At 67.3% G+C, this 22,801-nt stretch carries 18 protein-coding genes and 2 pseudogenes; 8 read left to right on the forward strand and 12 right to left on the reverse strand.

Annotated elements, in window-relative coordinates; translation table 11 throughout:
- Positions 1-99: 99 nt before the first annotated feature.
- Positions 100-501 carry a hypothetical protein gene (locus C2L58_RS51600; RefSeq protein ID WP_369904308.1) on the forward strand — a complete coding sequence of 134 codons (402 nt, stop codon included), beginning with the start codon at positions 100-102 and terminating at the stop codon, positions 499-501.
- A 192-nt stretch (positions 502-693) separates the two neighbouring features.
- Here the strand turns inward: C2L58_RS51600 and C2L58_RS38230 are convergent, their stop codons facing one another.
- Positions 694-2,721, reverse strand: coding sequence for an NACHT domain-containing protein (locus C2L58_RS38230; RefSeq protein WP_158264227.1), 2,028 nt, complete (start codon positions 2,719-2,721; stop codon positions 694-696).
- Between the two features lie 261 nt (positions 2,722-2,982).
- On the opposite strand from C2L58_RS38230, the gene C2L58_RS48910 reads away from it, so the two are divergent.
- From C2L58_RS48910 to ligD, 3 genes and pseudogenes are all read left to right on the forward strand, one after another.
- A complete protein-coding gene (locus C2L58_RS48910; protein WP_146073747.1) occupies positions 2,983-3,315 on the forward strand; it encodes a hypothetical protein in 333 nt (110 codons plus the stop codon).
- Positions 3,312-4,508, forward strand: a complete 1,197-nt coding sequence (locus tag C2L58_RS48915) for a putative T7SS-secreted protein (protein ID WP_146073748.1) — start codon at positions 3,312-3,314, stop codon at positions 4,506-4,508. Before C2L58_RS48910 ends, C2L58_RS48915 begins: the two co-directional genes overlap by 4 nt.
- Before the next feature lie 108 nt (positions 4,509-4,616).
- Positions 4,617-5,243: pseudogene (gene ligD / locus C2L58_RS38235) on the forward strand (non-homologous end-joining DNA ligase LigD); the annotation flags it as partial.
- 569 nt (positions 5,244-5,812) lie between these two features.
- Here the strand turns inward: ligD and C2L58_RS51025 are convergent.
- Together C2L58_RS51025 and C2L58_RS50065 are read right to left on the reverse strand one after the other, a co-directional pair.
- Positions 5,813-6,094 (reverse strand): hypothetical protein, encoded by a 282-nt coding sequence (locus C2L58_RS51025; RefSeq protein ID WP_233226173.1) that lies wholly within the window; start codon positions 6,092-6,094, stop codon positions 5,813-5,815.
- Positions 6,095-6,261: 167 nt separating this feature from the next.
- Entirely contained in the window at positions 6,262-6,420 is a 159-nt protein-coding gene (locus C2L58_RS50065; RefSeq protein ID WP_199191647.1) for a hypothetical protein, read from the reverse strand.
- A 141-nt stretch (positions 6,421-6,561) separates the two neighbouring features.
- Here C2L58_RS50065 and C2L58_RS51605 point away from each other — a divergent pair.
- Positions 6,562-7,703, forward strand: a pseudogene (locus C2L58_RS51605) (WD40 repeat domain-containing protein).
- An 89-nt stretch (positions 7,704-7,792) separates the two neighbouring features.
- Here the strand turns inward: C2L58_RS51605 and C2L58_RS38255 are convergent.
- Positions 7,793-8,182: a peptidase inhibitor family I36 protein gene (locus C2L58_RS38255; RefSeq protein ID WP_103342503.1), complete on the reverse strand. Its 390-nt coding sequence runs from the start codon at positions 8,180-8,182 to the stop codon at positions 7,793-7,795.
- A gap of 355 nt (positions 8,183-8,537) precedes the next feature.
- Here C2L58_RS38255 and C2L58_RS38260 point away from each other — a divergent pair, with 355 nt between their 5' ends.
- The gene (locus C2L58_RS38260; protein WP_199191648.1) at positions 8,538-9,896 is read left to right on the forward strand and encodes an esterase/lipase family protein; all 1,359 of its coding nucleotides are present in this window, start codon (positions 8,538-8,540) and stop codon (positions 9,894-9,896) included.
- Here the strand turns inward: C2L58_RS38260 and C2L58_RS38265 are convergent.
- The 5 genes from C2L58_RS38265 to C2L58_RS38285 all read right to left on the reverse strand — a co-directional run bounded on the left by C2L58_RS38265 (position 9,880) and on the right by C2L58_RS38285 (position 16,483).
- Positions 9,880-10,329 carry a hypothetical protein gene (locus C2L58_RS38265; RefSeq protein ID WP_103342504.1) on the reverse strand — a complete coding sequence of 150 codons (450 nt, stop codon included), beginning with the start codon at positions 10,327-10,329 and terminating at the stop codon, positions 9,880-9,882. The two genes, C2L58_RS38260 and C2L58_RS38265, sit on opposite strands and share 17 nt — an antisense overlap.
- 33 nt (positions 10,330-10,362) lie before the next feature.
- A complete protein-coding gene (locus C2L58_RS38270) occupies positions 10,363-14,112 on the reverse strand; it encodes an nSTAND1 domain-containing NTPase (RefSeq protein ID WP_103342505.1) in 3,750 nt (1,249 codons plus the stop codon).
- Positions 14,113-14,897: 785 nt separating this feature from the next.
- Positions 14,898-15,617, reverse strand: coding sequence for a type 1 glutamine amidotransferase domain-containing protein (locus C2L58_RS38275; protein ID WP_103342506.1), 720 nt, complete (start codon positions 15,615-15,617; stop codon positions 14,898-14,900).
- 3 nt (positions 15,618-15,620) lie between these two features.
- Positions 15,621-15,992 (reverse strand): Hsp20/alpha crystallin family protein, encoded by a 372-nt coding sequence (locus C2L58_RS38280; RefSeq protein WP_233226174.1) that lies wholly within the window; start codon positions 15,990-15,992, stop codon positions 15,621-15,623.
- A 77-nt stretch (positions 15,993-16,069) separates the two neighbouring features.
- A complete protein-coding gene (locus tag C2L58_RS38285) occupies positions 16,070-16,483 on the reverse strand; it encodes a DUF2267 domain-containing protein (RefSeq protein ID WP_103342508.1) in 414 nt (137 codons plus the stop codon).
- Between the two features lie 515 nt (positions 16,484-16,998).
- Here C2L58_RS38285 and C2L58_RS38290 point away from each other — a divergent pair.
- Both C2L58_RS38290 and C2L58_RS38295 read left to right on the forward strand, forming a co-directional pair.
- Positions 16,999-17,610, forward strand: coding sequence for a hypothetical protein (locus C2L58_RS38290; RefSeq protein WP_103342509.1), 612 nt, complete (start codon positions 16,999-17,001; stop codon positions 17,608-17,610).
- A 452-nt stretch (positions 17,611-18,062) separates the two neighbouring features.
- A complete protein-coding gene (locus C2L58_RS38295; protein ID WP_103342510.1) occupies positions 18,063-19,679 on the forward strand; it encodes an FAD-binding oxidoreductase in 1,617 nt (538 codons plus the stop codon).
- A gap of 22 nt (positions 19,680-19,701) precedes the next feature.
- Here C2L58_RS38295 and C2L58_RS38300 read toward each other — a convergent pair whose 3' ends face one another.
- From C2L58_RS38300 to C2L58_RS38310, 3 genes are all read right to left on the reverse strand, one after another.
- The gene (locus tag C2L58_RS38300; protein ID WP_103342511.1) at positions 19,702-20,331 is read right to left on the reverse strand and encodes a response regulator; all 630 of its coding nucleotides are present in this window, start codon (positions 20,329-20,331) and stop codon (positions 19,702-19,704) included.
- Positions 20,328-21,611: a sensor histidine kinase gene (locus C2L58_RS38305; RefSeq protein ID WP_103342537.1), complete on the reverse strand. Its 1,284-nt coding sequence runs from the start codon at positions 21,609-21,611 to the stop codon at positions 20,328-20,330. The genes C2L58_RS38300 and C2L58_RS38305 overlap by 4 nt, the downstream gene beginning before the upstream one ends.
- A gap of 350 nt (positions 21,612-21,961) precedes the next feature.
- The gene (locus C2L58_RS38310; RefSeq protein ID WP_103342512.1) at positions 21,962-22,732 is read right to left on the reverse strand and encodes an SDR family NAD(P)-dependent oxidoreductase; all 771 of its coding nucleotides are present in this window, start codon (positions 22,730-22,732) and stop codon (positions 21,962-21,964) included.
- Positions 22,733-22,801: the final 69 nt, after the last annotated feature.

Here is a 22,801-nt window from a genome sequence, read left to right on the forward strand (position 1 = left end):
CCATCTACACGGCCGCGTCAGTGGCCTGAGAAACAGTCAGCTCCGGTGTCAACCGAAGTCTGGGCAGACCCGTGCGCTATTTAATTGTAGGATGCGGTGATGGCGGGTCGTGGACGGTCCAAGGTCGAGCTGGTCCTCAGTGATGACGAGCGTGCGACGTTGCTGCGGTGGGAGCGGCGGGCGAAGCCGGCGCAAGCGCTGGCGTTGCGGTGCCGGATTGTGCTGGCATGCGCGGAGGGTTTGTCCAATACGGAGGTGGCGGAGCGGCTCGGGCGAGGACGGTTCAGCGAGGGTGATGGTGATTGTGCCGAGCCGGGACCGCATCGGCGCCCGACGGGTGCCCTGACCCGGGCGACCTGGCCGACGTTCGCGCGGGTGGCGCTGTGCCTCGACGTCTCAATCGACGGGCTGTACGCATCGCTCGTGGCCGCAGCCATGCACCCGGACAACCCAGTGTGCGTCGAGCCATGGGAGGGCCGGCTGAACGCAGGCACTGCGTGAAGCACTGCAGACATCGTCCGCCGAATCAAGCCACAGAAGATCGGGTCGTTCCCGAACGAGCCAGCCGTCGCGGTGGCCGCCGACCTGGCCGACTCGCAAGCGTCCCGACCGCGCAGCCTGACCGCCGCCGAGCATCACGACGCAGCGGACGCCGATCCGACACTCAACACAAGACAAGAAAAGGGCACCTATTCAATTGTCAGTCTGTTTTCGATTTCTAGCGAGATGTACCTGCAACTCGACATGCCTGAATTGATAGATTGGACCAACAGAACGCAGAATGCCCGCCTTGTGCATATCGTCAAGAAACGGCATCAACCTGACCGGAAGCTTACGCCTCCATGCAAGATACCTTATAGCCATCATGTAGGCCATTGAGGCATGGTGCTTCCCGCCTCGCAAGCCAAATATTTGACCAGCGACGGGAGCCGCTGCAACCGCCAACGCGAAGATCAAAATAAAAAGATAACCAAAGGTTGCCGCGATCAAAAATATCGTCAGACAGCATATGGAAACTATCGACACCCGGACTATGTTCAGCAAGCGATCGGCACGCCAGTGCAGAATGGGCGTCGAAGCCATGTCACTGGACGTAGGAAACTCGATCCACCTGACCATCGCTGATCCGGTTCCGAACACTACGCCAACAGAAAAAGCCAGCACAAGGCCCCGAACAACGTCACCAGTCACTACTACGGTCGGCACCAATAGAGCGGAGACTATAGCGGTGTCTCTTAAAGCGAACCAGGCAAGTTGCCATAAACTTTTTTCACCTCCAAATCCTGCAAATCCCGGCTCTTGGATAATCCACCCAGAGGACACAAGACCCCCCGCTATCGCGAAGCTTATAGCGAGAGTCATCCCTCCCAGTAGGCCGAAGCCGCGACCTTCGACAGCGCCGCATATGATACCACCTGAGAAGAATGCGCAAATTGCACATATAGACGCACAAACGACGGCAAACACCCTCGCATTCATGACGCTGCGAGCCAAGTCCCACCACGCGAATCCACCACTGGGGCGACCCTTGGAGTTATTTGACTCCAAATACTGAGCAAGAAAAGACAGCCAAGATTCGACCTGATCTATATCGTAGCTCCTAGTCCTTCCAAACGGAGCGACGGTCAACTTGCCCGCAGGAACACGCCCTCTCAATGATAGCGGAATCAACCGCTCGACTAGATATTGAAACAATGAGTCGACAGTCGGGAAAATCTTCGAATCGAGGAGATCTTCAGGGGACATGTCAGAGGCGATACATACCCTTCTAATAAGCCATAATCCCAGCGGATTGGAGGCAACCTCGGAAATAATCGAAGCAGATTCCGACATCGACCTAAGGCCCTCAATAACTGGAGTCCAGCGCGTTTGACTCCGGGACGGTATACAGCTCTTGAGATAGTCGGCTACCGCCCGAGGAGACAAGGGGGAAGGTTCTATCAAGGAGAACGAGGTCAGCAGGCCCTCGTCGTCTTGATAGATATCAATAAATTCTTCCGTGCGACACGTTACAATAAGCGGACTATCGCGATTCAATGACGCATTTATCGCTTCCATTACAACTTTCCTGGACGCCGCCGGAACCTCATCAAGGCCGTCCAGTATCGGAATTACGCAACCTCTTTGAACCATCACCTGAGCCGCTCTCCCTGCCAGCGATGTTGCCCGCAATGCCGGATAGCATTGATTGAGACGCAAGGAGATCCAGTCATTAAGCTTTGGAAACCTTCTCATATCCCATTCCGCTATAGATAAAAATATGGGAACCGGTTCCGTTTTCGACCTTGATGCCAGCAGTGCCGACAGAATTTGAATAGCAAGAGTGGTCTTACCCGCACCCGACCGCCCAAGTACCGCGAGTCGACCATGTGGTAACTCGCGGAATTTCTTAGCCACCACGTGAATATTGTCGTTCTGCACCAGAAAGTTGACCTCAGGCTCATCATTGAGACCACGTCGACCCCCAAGGCCTTGTTGATCGAACCTCGTCCAGCGGGTTGGAATAGGATACGGACTCTCCGTAGACCGTGAAATAAGTTCCGCCGACCACTGATCAGAAACCAATCCAGCAAGCACGTCTTGAACTTCTACAATACGATCGCTGGTCACCACCACGACGGCCTTCGATGATTTGCGAATCCAGGCTAATAATCCCCCAAGTAGTGCAGGTATAGCGATAGCGACCGCGAGCAACTGAGAAAGATTGGCAGCCGTCTGCAAGTCTCGCTCCTGGAGCGCGATTCCCACTCCTGCAATCGCACCCGCAAGCAACAGTACGACGAGAGCGACCACGCCCACCCTCAACTTCGACCTGCCAGTATGCGCCACAAGTATCATTATGCCCTGCCTGTCAATTGTTCTAACACCCAATCGAACAGAGCAACTCATCCATTTGTGTATTACCTCTCGGTAACTCCGGTCGAGCTGGATAAACTGAGGCAAGGTACCCCTCGAAAATTAGCCGTCCTGAACGGAGACTTGGTGTCGCAAACATCTATTGACTGTGGATCCATTCATGTCGAACCCGGCGAATTAATCTCTGCGACCATCCAGATCCAGAACGTCATGGATCATGACTCAGGAAAAAAGATCTCCGGCCTCTGTGGAGATGCCGGAGAGTATGGAAATGAAGAGCTCCGAGATGCATTTTTTGACTTTTGTCAAGCCTGGCAGACCGGAATCGATTTTATCACCGAGGATGGCCGCGCAATGGCGTCGCTCCTGAGCAGCGCACTCAACGCTTACCTGGATGCCGACTTGATCTCTAGAGAAGAAATCGACCGACTCGGCCGGCTCATCAAGCTTAGCTCATGACTGAATTAGGTCAATCTGGAAACCCGTGGGACCTTATTCCTGGATCGCCGGACGCCATCCTTCGGAATCAAGGGTTTCTAAAGGAACTCGAGGATTCACTGGAATACGTCAACATCAATCTCAAAAGCATTAACACCGGATCTTGGCAAGGGCTAGCTGCGAACGCCTTTCACGAGAGTTTCGCTGATGAGCCTCCGAAATGGGCGAAAGCAGCAGATGCATTTCATGCTGCACAAAAAGCGTTGGACGATTACCGCGAGACCCTCATATGGGGACAAAGCCAAGCACGTGATGCGATAGCCCTTTGGGATCAAGGAGAGAACGACAGTCGCAAAGCTGCAGCAAACAGGAGTATCACAGCAAGCTATCCCGGTTATTTTCCGTCAGCGGAGGATCTAGCCGATGACGGCGAGGAACTCCGCCAGGCGGCAAGGGATAAGCTGAACGCCGCACGCGCACAATGCCTTGAACGAGCTCAGCGTTCGGCGGCCATTCTGCGCGACATGACATCTGTTGCTCCAATCAAACAAGAATGGCATGAACCGCAGCCCGCATTCGGAGACTTTCTCGCGAATGACATCGCTTGGAGTGAGATAAGTTCGGCAACCTTGCCTCAAAGAGTGAAACCATCTATCGAGGAAATTCAGCGACTTTATCAAAGAGAAGAAGATCCGAATGGAGATATACGGATCCCTTCCTTGGGCTTTGCGATAACGAAGTCCGAAGCCGCCGCCTTTGATAACCTTCTCAATGACCCACGCTATAAGGACCAAGCTATGGCCACAGTCGCGGCACGCGCCACGGCCGACAAAGCCGCGGCCGAACTGTTTCCCAATCAAGCGCCTGATGACAGTCACCGAAACGCTTTTCGTCACGCCTACTGGAATTCCTTGCTGTGTCGGACCGGCGGCAATAAATGGGCGTACCACTTTGCAACCGCACACGAGGGAATCCAGGATAACCCGCCTGCGCGTATGGCTATGGATCTGTACAACAACGAAGTTGGAAGGGACATCGCCAGGCGCCATCCCGAGGCGACTCCAGAACAGCTGGCACAGATTGTCGCCAAAGCAGTTCACGACGGCGACACCGTTGTGTTCAACGAGTCGAACGTACTAGAATACAGTAACCTGGTACCGGAAGGAAAGACCGGCAACGGTGGATCTACTGACAATAAAAGCGGTTCGGGGTAGGGCACTCTTGACTTTGAGATAAAGTCGCCGGCTACGAACTCAGAATTGATGGTATTCAATTTCTCACGCGACGGTGGTTAATGTTACGTACCTGGTCGGAGCGAAGGCGAGATCAAGTACGCCCTGCTCGACGAGCTGGCAGCTCTTGTGTGGGCCGCGAACATGGCGGCCCTCGAACTCGACGTCCCGCAATGGCGGGTCGACTCCGACGGCAACCGGCTTCCGCCGGACCTGCTGGAGTTCGACCTCGATCCCGGCCCCGCCACCTCGATCGTCCACTGCTGCCGCGTTGCGGAGTACCTCCGTGAACCCCTGGTCGCCGACGACCTCAAACCATTCGCCAAGACCTCCGGCGCCAAAGGCATGCAGCTCTACGCCGCCATCGACATCGGTGACCCCGCCGCGCCGTCCGCGTACGCAAAAAGGCTCGCGCAATAGCTCGCCCGGGACGATCCCGACAGCGTCACCGCGGTCATGGCCAAGACCCAGCGCACCAACCACGTCTTCATCGACTGGTCCTAGAACGATCCTGCCAAAACCACTATTGCTCCGTACTCACTGCGCGGGCGCGACCATCCGACCGTGTCGACTCCGATCACCTGGGACGAGGTCGCAGCCCACTCCCACGTCAACCAGTTGACGTTCACGGCCGACGACGTCCTCGACCGCATCGATCAACGCGGCGACCTTCTTGCCGATCTGGCCGAAACCCGCGCCGCGTTACCCGATCGCTAGCGCTCTGCCCATGAACGTTGGCGGGAGTCGGCGACTCGCCGATCAGCGTTCGTAGCCGTCGCGCGAGACTACGCTGGGTTCTCCGCGACGGCGAGATAGTCCGTGTAGATCTGCGGTGAGCCCGAGAACGTGTGGGGTTCCAAAGTCCCTCGCCGGCGCTGACCAGCGGCTTTATGCGGCTCGTTCGTACTCGTTGATCAGGCCTCCGAGAAGCCGCTGTCGCTTGATCCGCTGAGAGTCGAGATCTGCCGGAGGGTGGGTCGGCCGGGATGGGCGAAGCTCGCGGGAACGGTGCGGCCGTCGACCGTTGTAGTGCCGGACGTACTCAGCGAGCACGGCCCGCAGATGCCGCTATGCCGCTCACTCAGTATCAACACGCGGTCGGTGAGCTCAGTTCTAGCCGTGAGCACAAACCCGCTCGGCGTAGCCGTTCGCCCGTGGGCGACGCGCGGGAATTCTCACCGTCTCGATGCCGGCGTCAGCCAGGACGGCATCGAACGAGGCCGTGAACTGGCCAGCCCGATCGCGGACGAGAAATCCGAACTCGTCGACTCGATCACCGAGATTCATCACGAGGTTGCGGATCTGCTGGGTGGTCCACCCGCTGTCCGGGTGGGGGTGGTCGCGCCGAGGACGTCGACGTAGCGGCTGCCGACCTCCAGCACGAAGAACACGTGGATCCGCTTGAGGGTGAACGCGCAGTCGACGTGGAAGAAGTCGCACGCCGGCGCGGGAGGAATACGCGCCCGCTTCAGGATCCGCCGGATCGTCGAGGAACCGACCCGGTGTCCAAGCTTGAGCAGCTCACCTTGAATCCTCTTGTAGCCCCAACAGTGGTTCTCCTTGGCCATCCGTTCGATCAGCCCAGCGATCGCGTCGTCGACGGACGGACGGCCGACCCGGTGTGGCTAGGTCCACTTCGCGGCGACCAGGCGCCGATGCCAGCGCAGGATCGTTCCCGGGGTGACCAACCGGTGCAGCCGCAGCCCTGTGGGCAGCAGCCGAACCAACCCAGCGATCACCGCCCGATCGGCCCACTCCAGACGAGGTTTCGGGTGCCTCTGCGCAGCACAGCCACCTCGCGGCGAAGCACCAGCAACTCGACATCCTTGGACCCCGACGACCGCCCGAGCAACACCAACAGAATCACCAGCCGGAGGAAGATCAAGTAGAACACGCAGCGTCCCGGCTGCCGATCACGCCCTGTCCGTCACGTGTCTGTTTCCGCAGGTCTGGCACGTGAACCGATTTCGGAACCCCACGGGTCGCCGAGGCCCACGCCGAACCCGGGACACTCCCGCTGCTGTCGCACGCTCTGCTGGAGACCTGGCGCCGGCGTCGGGGCACCGTTTTCGCATTGTCGGGCTACTACGCCACCGGCGACATCCGCGGCGCGCTCGCCAACACCGCCGAAGCCGAATACTCGACGCTCGACGACGCCGAACAAGCTGTCGCCGAGCAGCTCTTCCTGCGGCTGATCGACCTCGGCGAGGACACCGGGGCCGGATCCGGCGCGACGAGCTCGACGGCGACCCCTGCGTCGACGCCGTGCTTGCCCGGCTCGCGGCGTCCCGGCTCATCACCCTGGACGCCACCACGGTCGAGCTCACCCACGAGGCCCTGATCGACGCGTGGCCCCGGCTACGCGAGTGGCTGGCTGAGAACCGCGACGGCCTGCGGGTGCACCGGCAGCTGACCGACGCGGCGCGACGTGGAAGGAGACGAACCGGGACCCGACGCACTGGCGCGCGAGACGCGGCTGGCCGATGCCCGGGAATGGGCTTACCGGGTCACCCGGGACGGAACGCAGCTGCTCGCCGCTCTCTCATCGGGCAACTTGGTCGTCAGCGACCTCGTTCCCGGGAGCCGGCCACGCGAACTGACCGGCCGAGCCGGAAGCCCGGAACGGAACCTGACCCTGAGCCCGGACGGGCGGCTCGTCGCCGTTTCCTACGCTGGCTGGAGCGGCCGTTACTACCTGAGCCAGGTGACGTGTGGGACATCGCCTCCGGCAACCGGCAGACTGCGTTCAACGTCGACCAGCTGAAAGACGTTGCCATTGCCTACAATTCCGCTAGAGGACTCGTCGCCGTCGCCGGCTCGGACGGTGAAACGGGCCTATGGGATCCCGCCCACTACCAGCAGATCGTCGAGCTCGGCGGGCACACCGGAGCGGTGCGTGCACTGTCGTTCAGCCCGGTGGGCGCTTCCTCGCCACCTGCGGCTGATTACGTCTCGTCACTCATGAAGCCGTCCGGCAATTCGGCGCCGCGGAAATCGATCCGTCGACGCACAACGACGCCGCCGACTCCTCCTCCGACGAAGCGGGTCGACCGCTCTCTGCGGGTAGCCAGCAGTCCCGAAGCTCGGACACGTGGGGTCCGCGGCCTGGTTTGGGCTTTCCCTGGTAACCGTTGGGCGGCAGTGCCGATGCAGGTAGGGCTCGTCACATTTGCGTAGGATCGAACCGGAAACGTGCATTCGGCCTGGGGCAGGGCGTCGTTTGTCACACATGAGCGCTCAGCGGAATGCCCGCGCCGGGCTGCCTCTCAGAAGGTCGGATACCCCGCACAGCTCGTGCCGGACAGACGTAGGATGGAAGAGATCTTGTCCCCGAAGTTCCACCGACTGTCGTGCAGGTTCGCGATCCGGCCGCCCGGGCCGATGCAGTACCGGCGGTCCTTGTAGCCGGCGTCGTCGTAGAGCACCCAGGCGTTGTCGCTACCGTTCCAGACAGAACTGGCTTTGTCGCTGAACGAGCAGAAGGTATTGCCGAGGTTCGACTGGGAGCCCGCCCAGCTGCAGTTCTTCCCACCCATGCTTTGGTTCTCGGCAAGCCACAGGCTACCCGTCGCAGCCTGAGCCTGAACTGGCACCAGCACACTTGCCGCCGTGAAGCCGACAGCTAGCAGCCCCAGCTTTATTGCGTCCTTCTTCATGGTCAGACTCCTGGTGTAGGTAGCGTCGATAGAATGCGCGTCGCGCAGTCGTGCGGTTGACGATCAGTGGTGCAGGACCAGACTCGCAGCAACCGCTTATCGAACGCTGAACACCCGGAGAGGATCCACATAGCGCTGATTCAGCCAATCAGCCCTGTAGTCGGCCGCTTTTTCTGGTATGCCACGCGGCTGATACGGTTCCGACATACCGGAGGATTGCTGGGACAGCCAAGTTCTCGGACCGCTGCGGATGGGTTGGCAAGGCGTAGAGAACCCCCGGCCGCGCAGCCGGAGCTGATCACGCCGCCCGACTCCGCCCCCGGCGCTGACCGCCGAAAGCCGTTAGATTGCCGTGGTGCTGGAGATCCGGGAACAGGTGACGTGGGACGCCGTAGTCGTCGTGCCGGGGATCATGGGCAGTGAACTGGTCGATGCCGAAACCGGCGTCGTGCTCTGGGGGCTGCGGCGGCTCGGTTGGTACGTGCGGGCTTGGAGCTCCGGCGATGGTCTGGCCCCGTTGCGGGTCACCCCGGACGAGCTCGAAGGGCGTACCGGGCGGGTGAAGGCCACCGGGTTGCTCCGGTTTCCCGCCTTCGCGCCGTGGCTGGCCGGGTTCGAGCCGTACACCTCGCTCGTCAACGCCATCCGGAAGACCGTCGCGGATCCGTCGGCCGTGCTCGAGTTCGCCTACGATTGGCGGCTGCCCGTCGCCCACAACGCCAAGCTGCTCGCCGGGGCCGCCGTCGCGCACCTGGTCGCCTGGCAGACCCGCTCGGGGCGGACCGACGCCCGGCTGGTGCTCGTCGCGCACTCCATGGGTGGCCTGCTCTGCCAGGAGATGGCCGGGATTTCCGGCGCCATCGACGAGGTCCGGACGGTCGTCACCCTGGGCACGCCGTTCGACGGCGCCGCGAAAGCCGCTGTCATCCTCGGCGCCGGCCGGGGCGGGCCGTTGCCGCGGCGGCGGCTGCGGGAACTGGCCACCGGCCTGCCCGGTGTCCACGACCTACTGCCGACCTACCGCTGTGTCGACGAGGGCGACTCGGTCCGGCGGCTGACCCCGGCGGACGTCGGACGCCTGGGCGGCTCGGCCGAGCTGGCCCGCGCCGCCTTCGAACGCCGGCCCGCTCCACTGCCCGGGCACCGGGCGTTGATCGGGATCGAACAGCCGACCATGAGCACCCTCAAGCTGGTTGGCGGGACGCTTGAGCACGATCCCTACACCTTCCGCCTCGACCCGGACGGTGAGTTCCGACGGGAGGCGGGTGGCGAGCTGCTGCGCGTCGACGGGCGGGGCGACGGCACCGTGCCGCGCAACTCGGCTGTGCCGGCCAACGCCGTCGCGGCGCCGGTCGCCCAGCAGCACGGCTCGCTGGCCCGCTCGCGGGAAGCGATCGACTTCGTCCGCGACGTCCTGCTCAACGCCGAGGCCGACCTCGGGCCGCGACTCGGCGCCGGCGACGTCGGGCTGGCGCTGCCCGACGTCGTCACCCCCGGCACGGAGTGGACCGCGACCCTCGACGGCGTCGAACCCCACGAGGCCCGGTGCACGGTAACCGACGCCGACACCGGCGTCGTCGTCGATCACCCTTCGCCGCACCGGCGGGACGGCGATGTGGCTGTCGCTGTCACGCTGCCCGCGCCCGGCGTCTACCGGGTGGAGGTGTCCGGTGGCGGCGCGGCGGTCACGCAGCTCGTCATGGCGCGGGAGTGATCTCGACGACCGCGACCCCGGCGGGCCCGCCGATCGCCAGGTAGCCCGCAGCCTGCCGCCCGCCGGACACGCTCGCCCGCACGACGTGCAGCGTCTCCACCGGCGCCGCGACCACGAGCCGGATCAGCTCGCGCCGGGCGCGCAGGTCCCAGACGCGCACGGTGCGGTCGCCGCCGCCGGCCGCCAGCAGCACCTGCCCCTCAGAGCCCGTGAACGCCTCGATCGCGTTCACCCCGCCGAGGTGACCGGGCAGCACCACCAGCTGTTCGCCGGTCGACGGGTCCCAGAGTCGCACTTCGTGCTCGCCGTGGCTGCCGGTCGCGAGCACGACGTGCCCGCCCGCGTCGACGAACGCGGTCATGGTCTTGATCCCGCTCGGGTGACCGGTCAGCTCCCGCACAACGGCCCCGGTGGCGAGGTCCCGGATCCGCACGGAACGGTCGTCGCCGGCACTGGCCAGCAGCTGCTAGCCAGACGGGTTCCGGAAGGTCACGAGCGCGTTGACCGAGTCAGTGTGGCTGGTCATCGCCGGCATGACCTCGGCGCCGGTGTCCGCGTCCCAGACTCGCACGGTGCAATCCCGGCTGCCGCTGGCCAGCCACGGCCGGCCGGGTACCACGACGAGGGCTTCTACTCCGCTGGTGTGCCCGTCCAGCGTCCGCACGAGCTCGCCCGAACCGAAATCCCAGATCCGGATCGCGGGCACGTCGGCGGCAGTGGCCAGCAACGTCCGGCCGTCGCGGCCGCGCACCGCGGCGACCGACCAGGTCACGTCCCGGTCACTGGTCAGCGTCCGCATCAGCTCGCCGGTGCCGGCATCCCAGACGCGCACCGCACCGTTGTCACCGGCGCCGGCCAGGAGCCGCCTTCCGCCATGGTCGCGGAATTCCGTGACGGCGTTGACCCCGTCGACCGGCGTGGCGGGCGGCGCGGCGAGGTCCCAGAGCCGCACGGTGCCATCCCGGTCGCCGGTCGCCAGCACCAGCCGCCCGGCGCGGCTGGTGAACGTCGTCAGCGCGGTGACCCGGTCCGTGGTGCCCGTCATCGGCTCCCCCACCGGGGTGCCCCAGGTTGTCCAGGTCCTGAAGGTGCCGTCGAGGTCGACGGTCACCAGTCGGTCCTGGCCGTCGGCGGTGAATCCGGCGACCGCCTGCACGCCACCGCCGTGGGTCTCGATCCGCCGGCCAGTTCCCTCCGGAACCCACACCCGCACAGTCCCGTCCGCGCCGCAGCTCGCGAGCAGTCCCTCCGCCGGCAGCGCGAGCACCGAGTTCACCGCGCCGATGTGCCCGGTCATCGGCCGTCCGGCCGGGCGGCCGCCGGCGACGTCCCAGACCCGGATTGTCTGGTCCCAGCTGCCGGTGGCCAGGCGGACTTTCCCGTCGCGCGTCGAGAACGACGTCACCGCGCGCACCCCGCCAGTGTGCCCGACCAGCGGTGCGCCGAACGGGAGCCCGGTGGCGAGGTCCCAGAGCCGGACGGTCTCATCCTGGCTCGCGGTCGCGAGGAGCGTCCGGCCGAACGCGCGCAAGGCGTGCACGGCGTTGATCGAGCTCGTGTGACCGGTCAGGGGACGGGCGATGAGCCGCCCGGTGGCGGGATCCCACACCCGGATCGCGCCCCGGCGGCCGCCGATGGCCAGGAGGGAACGGCCGCCGGGCCCGGTGAATGCGGCGAGAGCAGTCGCGTCGCCTGGGAGCGGCTCGCCGACCGCTCGTCCGGTGTCCGGGTCCCGGACACCGACCGTGCCGTCGTAGGTTGCGATGGCCAGCAGCGCTTTCCCGTCGGGGCCGGGAAAAGCCGTCAACGCGGAAGCCTGCGACGGCAGGCTGGCGACGACGTTGCCCAGCACGGTCCAGTGCGCCCACCGCGGCCGCAGCGCGATAGTCCGGCTCGCCTCGGCTACGGGATCCACCGCGCTCGTCGCGCCGGTGGCGAGCTGGGACAACCGCAGAGCCAGCGCCCGGGACGGCTGGTCGGCGTCACCCAGGAACGGCTCGATGCGCCCCCACGCGGACAGCGCAGCCTTGCCCGGCGCGTCAGTGACGGGTAGCCCCAGCAGGCCCCGCACATGCCCCCCGGTGTCCCACGGCAGGAAGGCCGGGAACACGATCTGGTCGTCCAGCACGCCGCCGAGCGCCGCGTGGTCGACGAGGTGGCGGCGCAGGTACGGGTGTGGCGGCAGCCCGGGCGCCCGGCGCGCGAGGTCGCTGAGCCGTTCGGCGATCCGGCCGTGCGGCACGCGCCCCTCCGAGACCGGGACGCTGTCCAGGATCCGTTCGGGATCTTCCCGCAGTACCTGGGCGAGCCGTTCGTGCGCGGGGCGGTAGACGCTGCGCCCGTCCTCGCTGTCGCGGGCAAGGTAGCCGCACAGGCGGCCGCCGATGACGTGGGCGATCGCGCCGTCCAGGTCATCTTCGGCGTCCGCCTGGCCCAGCACGGCCGCCGCGACCGCGGGCCAGACGTCGGCCCAGGGGATGCCCCCACCCCGCGCGAACGCCGCGGCCTGCAGCACCGCGAGCAGCTCGCCGGCGGAGTGCTGCGGCGTTTGCGCGTCGAGCAGGTCCTGCCGGAGCAGGCCGACCGTGCCTTCGTCGAGGGAAGCCAGCCACTGCCGGTCGTCGATACGCTGCGGAGCGGGGACTTCGCGGAGCCGCTGGCCGGCCAGCCGCGCGTCGAGGAACGACGGCGCGACCCGGTTCGCGACGACCGAGGCCACGGCGGTCCGGTACGCCGGCTCTTTCTCGCTGAGCAACGCCTCGACGTACTGGGCGATGGCGCCTTCGGTTTCCGCGCCATCCGTCCGCAGCTCGACGACCTCGTCGGCGGATTGGCGCAGCAGGTCGACCAGCTCGGGTTCCGCGGGGTCCGCGCCCGTCCGCCTACTGCTGCGCACGCCGGCGACCAGGCGGACCCGGTGCCGGCCGTCCCGGTCGGTCAGGCGCGCGAGCGGGCCGAGCACGTCGACTACGAGCAACGCCGGGGTGCGGGCCTCGTCGACCCCGTCGACCACGATCGTGCGAACCATGTCCTCGCGTTCCAGGAGTTCCCGCAGGGACTCCCGCGAACCTGGGCCGGCGCAGCCGAAAGCGGCGAGCAGCTGGTCGACGACCTCGTCTACGCTCTTGTTCCGCGCCAGCACGGCGACATCGACCGCGCCCGGCGGCGGGACCGTCTCGGGCGGCGCGGACGTCACCGCCTCGGAGTACCGGGGGTCGGCCAGAAACGCCGGATCGCTCAGGGTCACCGCGCGGGCGATGATCGCTGACTTCCCCGTGCCCGCCGCGCCTGTGACGATCAGGGTCCCCCGGCCTTCACGGAGGAAGTCCGCAACCTGGCCGGTCAGCTGCTGCCGGCCCGCGAAGTACCAGCCGGGATCGTCGCCGGACAGGCGCCCGCTGGCCCGGTCGAGCCAGTAGTCCAGCTCGCCGGCGCTGGTGGCGACCTGCCGGCGGGCCGGGGAGACGACGTCGTCCGGCGGCCGGTACCCCGGGTTGGGCAGGCAGGGACTCGGCTCGTCACTGGGCCCGGTCCGCCACACCCGGCGCGGCTCGAGCAGCCTGGGCGCCCGGCGAGCGGCGTCGACGAGCTCCTTCTCGAACTCGTCGAAGGTGAGGAACGGCGCGGTGTACTCGGCTTTCGTCCGAAGCCACTCCCGCAGCCGCTCGAGGAGCTCGGCGAACTCACGGACCCGCGGCATCTCGTCGAAGTCGGCGCTGACGAACACGCTCACCGACGTGAGCCCCCGGCGTTCGGCCGTCAGGTCCTCCCGCAGCCCACCGAGTTCGGCTTCGAGCGAGCCGGAGAAGCACGAGTTGACGATGACCAGCACGTGGCGGACGTCCGAGTCGAGCACGGCCGCCACCACGTCGGCGGTCGGGTAGGCGTGCCCGGGCAGCCGCCCGTGCGGGGTGTCCGGCAGGAGCAGATAATGACGCCCAGACGGGCCGCGCTTGCCGTGCCCGGTGAGGTACACGAGCGCGACATCGGACGCGGCCAACCGACGCAGCCCGGCATCGTGAACGGCGGTTTCGAAGTCCCGCCGCGAGTCGATTCCTTCGATGCGGCGCAGGGCGAAGACGCGGTCGCCGAGTTCCGGCGCGCACCACCACGCCTCGACCGCGGCCAGCTGGGCGGCCACGCCGTCCTGGAACGCGGCCGAGGCGGCCGCGTCCGGAATCGCGATGGCTATCAGCCGCCGGTTGTGGTCGCCCATGCTCCCCGTCCGTCTCGGAGGACTGTTGCCGGAAACATCGCGAACGGCGTCGCGGCTGTTGCACCGGCCCGTTACAGACGGATCCCCACTTCCATCGGACCGCGACACCGTCGAAGAACCGGGGTGGACGGTCTTATCTCCCAACGTGTACCACTTACGCCGCGGCCCGAGCTCGTCTACGTCCTGGCGCCGGCGAGTCAGGTCGGCACGCTGGTCGAGATGTACGGCGGCGCAGCAACACCGTGTCCACGTGGAAGAAGTCCACCGAGGCGAAGGCGAAGGCTCTCTATTTCGTCGGCTGCGACCTCCGCGGGATCGTCAGTATCGCGCACTCGATCGCAGAAGAGCCCTGCTTGCGGACCACGCAAACAGGGCTCTCTTCGTCGTGTCCTGTTGGGGGCCGAGTCCCCCACAATCCCCCCGGGGGCACGCCCCCGGGGGATTCCGTAGGTGCCGTTCGACTCGTCGTGGATCGCGACGATTTCCTCGGTCAGCTCCGCGTCGTCGTGTTCATGCTGAGAGGGGGTGCGGCGCGACGGGTGTAGTGGGCGGCCCGGGAGCGCGAAAAAGCCGTGGCTCGTTTGAGGATCTCCAAGTCCTCGGATGCCCCGCTGGCCTGAAGCGGATTGAAGTACCGATCCCTTGGACTTACGGCACCGGCCGACTTCCTGTCCACTTGCGGTGCCCCGGCGAGCCTTGCCGGACCGCTGTCGGCCATCCCGCCGACCGGCGACACCGTGCAACAGCTCCAGTCCGGCTCGGCGCGAATTCAGTCGATATGGCCGTCACAGTGCGTTGTGTACGCGCAATTCACTCAGCGTCCGGTCAGTGGCCGCCTGGGAGGACGCCGGGTTCTGGCCGGTGAGCAGGTTGGTGTCCACCACGACGTGCGGTTCCCACGGCGCTCCCGGCTTGAAGTCCGCGCCGCGCTCCCGCAGCCGGTCCTCCAGCAGCCACGGTGCGCGGTCGGCGAGGCCGACCAGGCGCTCCTCCTCGTTGGTGTACCCCGTCATTCGCCTGCCCTCGAACAGCCAGCCGCCGTTGCGCCGGTCGGCCGAGAGCAGTGCCGCCACACCGTGGCAGACCGCCGTGACGAAGCGGCCCGTGTCGAAGAACTGGACGAGGAGCTCGCCGAGCGGCTGGCAGCCGGCCAGATCCTCCATCGGTGCGTGCCCGCCGGGGATGTAGATGGCGTCGTAGTCGGCGACGTGCCCCACCGCCTGCTCGAGCACCATCGGCCGGGCCAGTTCGGTGGCGATCGCGTCGAGGTAGTCGCGGAACGCGGTGGCTTTCCTCTCGCCGCCCGCCATCTCCGGGTTCAGGCTCCGCTGGTCCACCGTCGGCGCCACCCCGCCCGGGGTGGCGACGACCACCTCGACGCCCTGGGTACGGAACTCGTTGTGCGGCACGACGAACTCCTCGGCCCAGTAACCGGTGGGGTGCCGGGTACCGTCCTTGAGCGTCCAGTGGTCGCTGGCGGAGAGCACCATCAGGATCCGGGTCATCGGTCAACCACCGGTGATCTTGATCTTGTTGGGCTTGGCGGCGTCCACCTTCGGGACGCGTACGGTGAGCACGCCGCTGTCGAGTGATGCCTCGATGCCGTCGGCGCGGATGTCGCCGGGCAGCGTCACGCGGTACTCGAACTCGCCGACCCTGCGGGTGCGGCGGCGGAGCAAACCCTTGCGCTCCCGTTCTTTCAGCTCACCGGTGATGACCAACTCGTTGCCGTACAGCTCGACGTCGACGTCCTCCCGCCGGACGCCGGGCAGTTCGATCTCGACCAGGTAGGCGTCGTCGGTCTCCGAGACGTCTCCGGCCGGCAGCCACGGCCCGCCGTCCCGTCCGGTGCCCAGCGCCGACTGCGTGAGCCGGTCCACCTGTTGAAAAAGATCTTCGAATTCGCGTAAGGGGTTCCATCGATCCGTCTGGCCGGCAGAACGCCTGACGGGCAGAGTCATGGTAAGTCTCCTCCTGTTGCTCGAACGTCCGAGAGACGAGGGCCGGGTGCCACTTCCCTGAACTCCAGCGGCAGCTGGCTCATCATGTGGCGGACGTCTTCACCGCTGATCGTGTCGCGCAGCGTGGCGAAGACCGCTGCCATGCCGATGTCCGCGGTGCCCCGGTCCACGCCGGCCCGTTCCGCGGTCCGGCGGATGAACTCGTCGAGGCTGAATCCCTCGGCTTCCTCCTCGGCCGCGATCAGCGGGGTCTGCAGCTCCACGGGGAGTTGCCCGGCGATGTGGCGAGCCTCCCCGCCGGTGATGCGTTCGCCCAGCGTCCACAGGGTGGCCCGGGTCAGCGCCTCGGCCTGTTCTCGCGAGACGTCGGCCCGCTCGGCCACTTCGTCGACGAACTGGTGGTGATCCATGGGCCGAGCATGGCAGCCGCGGGCGGGCGGCGTCTCAGACGCCGGGGACGGAATTTGCCGCGCCGATTCACCCTGCCAGGACGGGCGGTGCCGGATGGTGATGCGGACCGTGTGCAGGAACTCCCGCGCTGCGACGGCCCCGACCGCACCGCGCCCGGTCGCCGCACTGTGCCGAGCGCACGGGTGAGTGGCGGCCGTTCACCGTGACATGACGGAACGTGCGGCTTTTTTGGCCCCGGGAGGTCGAAGCGTGCTGGTTCGTGGCGGTGGACGCTGGTCTCGCACAGCCAAGCGAGTCGCGAAGGACGACAGTCCGGTCTGGTCCGCGGCGCCGCCCGATGCGTCTGGCAGGCCCGTTCGCCGTGCTGGTTTTCGACCCGCCAGGTCGATACGGCGCCGGTACGATCCGATGCATGGTCGAGACAGGCTGGTGAGACCAGAAGGAGCGGACGGGAAATTCCGGGGGCCGTCCACTCATCGTCCATAACGGACGCCATCCCGAATTTGGGAGGCCCATGACCGACCACGAGCAGCTGCCGAAACCGGGTTTCGTCCTGGACACGAAGCTGGTCAAGAAGTTCGTCGCCGACGAGCTGGACGAGGACGGGCAGGCCGAGCTGGCCGGCCAGGTGGCCCTCATCGCCATGTTCCACGCCGAGCTGCCCAACGCGCTCGCCGCGCAGATGACCCGGATCCTGCAGCACCTCGGCGGCGAGACCGAGCTGGTGCGGTGGCTGGACCGCTTCCCCGGCCGACCGAAGATCGTGGCCAGGCTGTTCGCGCTGATCGACCTGCTGGACACGTTCAGCGCCGAGCCCTCGGTGGTGAGAGCGCTGTCCGAACTGCGCGCCGACACCCGGTACCCGCCGGGACTGGCCGGCTACCTGTCCCCGGACACCGACGACGAGACACTCTCCGGGCTGGCCTGGCACATCGAACGGCTGGCCGCGGACGACCGGATGGCCGACGCGGTGCGGCTGGCCCAGAACTCGGCGGCGCTGGTGGAGCGGCTCGCCGCCAGGGCCAGGGAGCTGAACCCGGACCTGCCCGACCTGGCCGGCCTGGCCGCCGAAGCGGCCAAGGCAGTCGACGACGCTGCCCATGAGGCGGCGGGCCTGGCAAAGTGAAGGTTCTCCATCCCGGCATCGACCGCGGGAGGGGCGTCAACGCGCTTTCACCCCGGGGAGAAGGCGGCCGTCGAAGTGGCGGGACGGTCGACGCGACGGCACACCTGGGCGGAATCTCCCCGGTCCGTTCCGACAGCCGCAGGGTGGCAGCGAGTCCCACCTGCGTGCGTGAGTCGGACATGCGGTGGACGGCACCGGCCCGCTGGTGGTGGCTCGTGACTGTCAGCGACGCCCGGTGCTTGTCCGGGGTGCGCCGCCTGCTCGAAGACTGCGGTCACCTCACCCCGATCGACCAGCCGGCCGCCTTCGCCGGCCGTGGTCATCCGATCGGTGGATGCGGCTTGGCTGTCCGGCGGACCGGGTTTCAGCCGCCGGGCTTCGCTTCGGTCGATGTGTGCCCGGGGCCGGTGCTGGGACGGTGTGCGTGCCCAGTGAACCGGAAGGGATCGCGGATGAGTCCATCGGAGCGCAACCAGATCAGTCGTCGTGTGCTGCTCGCCAGTGCGGGTGCCGTGGCGGGTGGCACGCTGGCAGCCGGAGTACCCGTGCAGGCGGCCACCGAGCCGCCGGCGTTCGGGCCGGTGAAGATCCGGCCGGGCGATCCGCGGTACGAAGGCCTGCTGCGCGGCAACAACTTCCGGCATGTGGGACGGCCGGACGAGATCCGCGTGGTCGGCTCGACCGACCAGGTGGTGCGCGCGGTGACCGAAGCGGTGCGGGCCGGGCGGCGGGTCGCGGTGCGCAGCGGCGGCCACTGCTTCGAGAACTTCACGACCGACCCGGCGGTGCGGGTGCTGCTCGACCTCTCGTCCATGGACGAGATCGGCTACGACGCCGGCAAACGCGCGTTCGCGGTGCAACCGGGAGCCACGCTCGGGCAGGTGTACCGGACGCTGTACAAGGGCTGGGGTGTGACGATTCCCGGCGGCGGTTGCCCGGCGGTGGGAGCCGGCGGGCACTTCGTGGGCGGCGGGTACGGGACCTTGTCGCGCCGGTACGGCTCGGTGGTGGACCACCTGTACGGCGTGGAGGTCGTGGTGGTCGACCGGGACGGCACCGCCCGGGCGGTGATCGCCACCCGTGAGCCGGACGACCCGCACCGCGACCTGTGGTGGGCACACACCGGTGGCGGTGGCGGCAACTTCGGGGTGGTCACCCGGTACTGGCTGCGCTCGCCCGACGCCACCGGCGATCCGTCCCGGTTGTTGCCGCCCTCGCCGCAGCGGATGCTGGAGTGCGTGCTCGCCTGGCCCTGGGCGGGCATGACCGAGCAGGTGTTCACCACGCTCATGCGCAACTTCGGCGTCTGGCACGAGCACAACAGTGCCCCCGGCTCGCCGTCCGCCGGCCTGTTCGGGCTCTTCCTGGCGCAGCACCGCAACGCCGGGTACTTCTCGGTGGTCGCGCAGATCGACGCGGACCTGCCCGGCGCGGACGGCGTGGTGACCGATTTCGTGACCGCCGTGACCGCCGGCACCAGCGCACAGCGCATCGTCGACTTGCGGCGGACGTTGCCGTGGCTGCACAAGACGACCTGGCCGGGCACGGGTGAGCCGGGCGACGGGGCCACCCGCCGGTACAAGATCAAAGCCGGGTACCTGCGCCGGTCGCTGACCGACCGGCAACTCGCCGTCGTCCACCGCAACCTGACGAACGCCACCGGCGGTGCGGAGGCCTCCCTGCTGCTCGTCGGCTATGGCGGCCAGGTGAACGCGACATCGCCGGATGCCACCGCCGTGGCCCAACGCGACGCGGTGATGAAGGCGGTCTACCAGACGGTGTGGGCCGATGAGGCCGACGACGCGGCCCACATTTCCTGGCTCCGCACCTTCTACCGCGACGTGTACGCCGACACCGGCGGCGTGCCGGTGCCCGACGACGTCAGCGACGGCTCTTACATCAACTACCCCGACACCGACTTGGCCGACCCGGCGTGGAACACCTCCGGCGTGCCGGCGCACACGCTCTACTACAAGGACAACTACCCCCGGCTGCAGCAGGTCAAGGCCCGCTGGGACCCGCGTGGCGTCTTCCGGCACGCCCTGTCGGTGGAACCGCCGGGACGGTAGCACGCTTCACGGCTCTCGGGCGTCAGTCCCGAGGCGTCAGGTAGCCGCGGGAGAACGCGGCGGCCACGGCGGCGGCCCGGTCGTTGACGCCCAGCTTCGCGTACACGTGCAGCAGGTGCGTCTTGACCGTCGTCTCGCTGATGTAGAGCCGCTTCGCCGCCTCGCGGTTCGTCGAGCCCTGGGCGATCAGCTCCAGCACTTCCAGCTCGCGCCGGGACAGCAGGGCCGGGGCGGGTTTGCGCACCTGGCCCAAGAGCCTCGTCGCGACGGTGGGAGAGAGCACCGCCTGTCCGCGGGCGGCGGCCTCCACCGCGCGGACGAGCTCCGCCCTCGGCGCCTCCTTGAGCAGGTAGCCGGTGGCGCCGGCTTCGATGGCCGGCAGCACGTGGCTGTCGGTGTCGTACGTGGTGAGCACCAGCACCCGTGACGGCACCCCGCGCTTCGCCAGCTCCTTGATGGCGGCGACCCCGTCGGTCCCGGGCATCCGCAGGTCCATGAGGATCACGTCGGGGCGGAGGCGCTCCGCGGCCGAGACCGCTTCCGCCCCGTCACCGGCTTCGCCGACCACCTCGAAGCGCGGATCGGCGCCGAACATGCCGCGCAGCCCGTCCCGCACCACCGGGTGGTCGTCGACGATCAGCAGGGAGATCACCGCTCGCTCCCGGCGGGGATCGCCGGCACCGTCACGGTGATCGCGGTGCCCTCGCCCGGCTCGGACTCGATGTCCAGCCGCCCGGCGAGGAGCTGCACCCGCCGCCGCATGCCGGTGAGCCCGAAGCCCCCGTCCGCGGAGGTGCCGGCGCGCCCGGCGCCGGGCCGGAAGCCCACTCCGTCGTCCAGCACGTCCAGCGTCACCAGGTCCTCCATGTACGACAGGGTCAGGGAAACCCGACCGGCTCGGGCGTGCTTGGCGACGTTGGCGAGCGCTTCCTGCGCGGTCCGCAGCAGGGTCACCTCGACGTCGGTGTGCATCGGCCGGACGTCACCGGTCGTGGTCAGCACCGCTTCGACGCGGTTCACCTTCGACCAGCGCTCGGCCACGTCGCCGATCGCGTCCGGGAGGCGGGCCTCCGCCAGCGCGGACGGCCCCACCGCGTGCACCGTCCGGCGGGCCTCGGTGAGGCTCTCGCGAGCCAGCTCCATCGCGTTCCCCACGTGCCGGCGCGACACCGCCGGCGCGTGCGACGCCTGCTCGGCGGCCTGGAGCTGGGTGAGGATGCCGGCCAGCCCTTGCGCCAGGGTGTCGTGGATCTCCCGCGCCATCCGCTGCCGCTCTTCGAGCACGCCGGCCTCGCGAGCCTGCGCCAGCAGCCGAGCGTGCAGGCCCGCGTTCTCCGCCAGTGCGGTCTCCAGCTCGACGTTGGCCTTGTTCAGCTCGACCAGCGCCCGCTTCTGCCCGTGATTGCGCCGGTCGGACATCACATCGGCGTGGAAGGCCACCGTGGCCATCACCGTGGTGAGCGCGCTGACGGCGGGCCACTTCCACCACTCGCCGGCCACGATGTTGGCGGCCCCGCCCACGTAGGAGACCGCCGAGACCACGGACGTGGCGGCCACGCCGGCGTACCGCCACCGGCCCTTCAGGTACTGGAAGGCGTGCAGGTAGCCGACGAAGGCGAAGAAGCCGAACCAGGGTGTGAGCAGCACCAGGCAGGCGGTCAGCGCCACGAGCCCCGTGTAGTACAGCCCCATCAGCGGGCCGTTGCGGTGCGACTCCGGGTGGAACGTGTGGAACCACATGACCCACGCGGTGAGCAGGACCGAGAGCCCGAGCACCTCGGGGAGGTGCGCCTCCCCGTTCCAGAGCGGCTGCAGCAGCAGGGTCATCACGATGCTGACCGCCAGCAGCGGGTACGGGAGCACCTTCAGGACCGCGGTCTCCTTGCGCTCCCAGCGGTCGAACTCCTCGCGCAACTCGGCCTCGACACTCACGACCTGCTCCCAGCGGAAGTACTTCCCGGCCGGATGCCGCGGCTGCGGCCGGTGACCGGCCATGGTGTCCGGCCATGATCGCACGGCAAAGCCTGCCGCCCGCGGGAGCGCGCCGGATCGACCACGAGGGCGGGTTTCACCGCGGACGCGGTGGACCCCCACCATCCTCCGATCGGAGGATGCGCCGTGCCCGCGGGCCAGTGCCTAAGGTATCGGCGACCCGGTCGGCGAGGTACGTGCTCGTGTGGGACAAGCGTCAGCGCGTGCTGGGCGACGACGCCGGCGCGTTCTGCGGGCGGTCCGGCCACGCGTCTTCGGCCGTCCGGTGTGGCGCGAGCCGGCGGCGGACGTCATCCGACGTACGGCGCGATCGCCGTGTAGCCGCCGTCCACGGCCAGCTCCGCGCCGGTCACGAACGAGGCGCGGTCCGACAGCAGCCACGCCGCCGCCTCGGCCACTTCCTCCGGGCGGGCCAGCCGCTTCAGCGCGTTCCACCCGGCGACCCGGTCGCGCTCGCCGGGAACCGAGTCGAGCCACGGCCCGGTCTGCGGGGTTTCGGTGACGCCGGGGTTCAGGACGTTGACCCGGATCCCCGAGGCGCCGTATTCGGCGGCCGCCGACTTCGACAGCCCGACCACGCCGTGCTTGGACGCGGAGTAAGCGGCGGAGAAAGCGGTCCCGAAGAACGCGGCCGTGCTGGCGTTGTTGACGATCGCGCCGCCACCGGCCGCTCGCATCGCGCGGATCTCGTGTCGCAGGCACTGCGCGACGCCGGTCACGTTGGTCGCGAGCGCCGCCTGCCACGCCTCCGGTGAAGTGTCCGCGAGCGGCGTTCCCTCCGGACCGACGCCGGCGTTGTTGAAGGCCACGTCGAGCCGCCCGAACTCCTCGACCGCCGCAGCGACGACCGCTTCGCAGTCCGCGTCCCGGGCGACGTCGGCGACCACCGCGGCGGCCTGCCCTCCCGCGGCCCGGATCTCCTCGACCAGCGCGGCGAGCTTGTCCGCCGAACGCGCGCTCAGCACCACGGCCGCGCCTTCCCGGGCGAAGAGCCGCGCGGACGCGGCGCCGATCCCGGTGCTCGCTCCGGTGATCAGGGCGACCTTTCCGGCCAGCAGCATGACGCGACCTTAGATCACCGCGCCGGGCAAATCCACGGTTCACGCAGGAGGAACTCAGCATCGAAAGCC

It is taken from the genome of Amycolatopsis sp. CA-126428, assembly GCF_002904335.1.
GTDB lineage: Bacteria > Actinomycetota > Actinomycetes > Mycobacteriales > Pseudonocardiaceae > Amycolatopsis.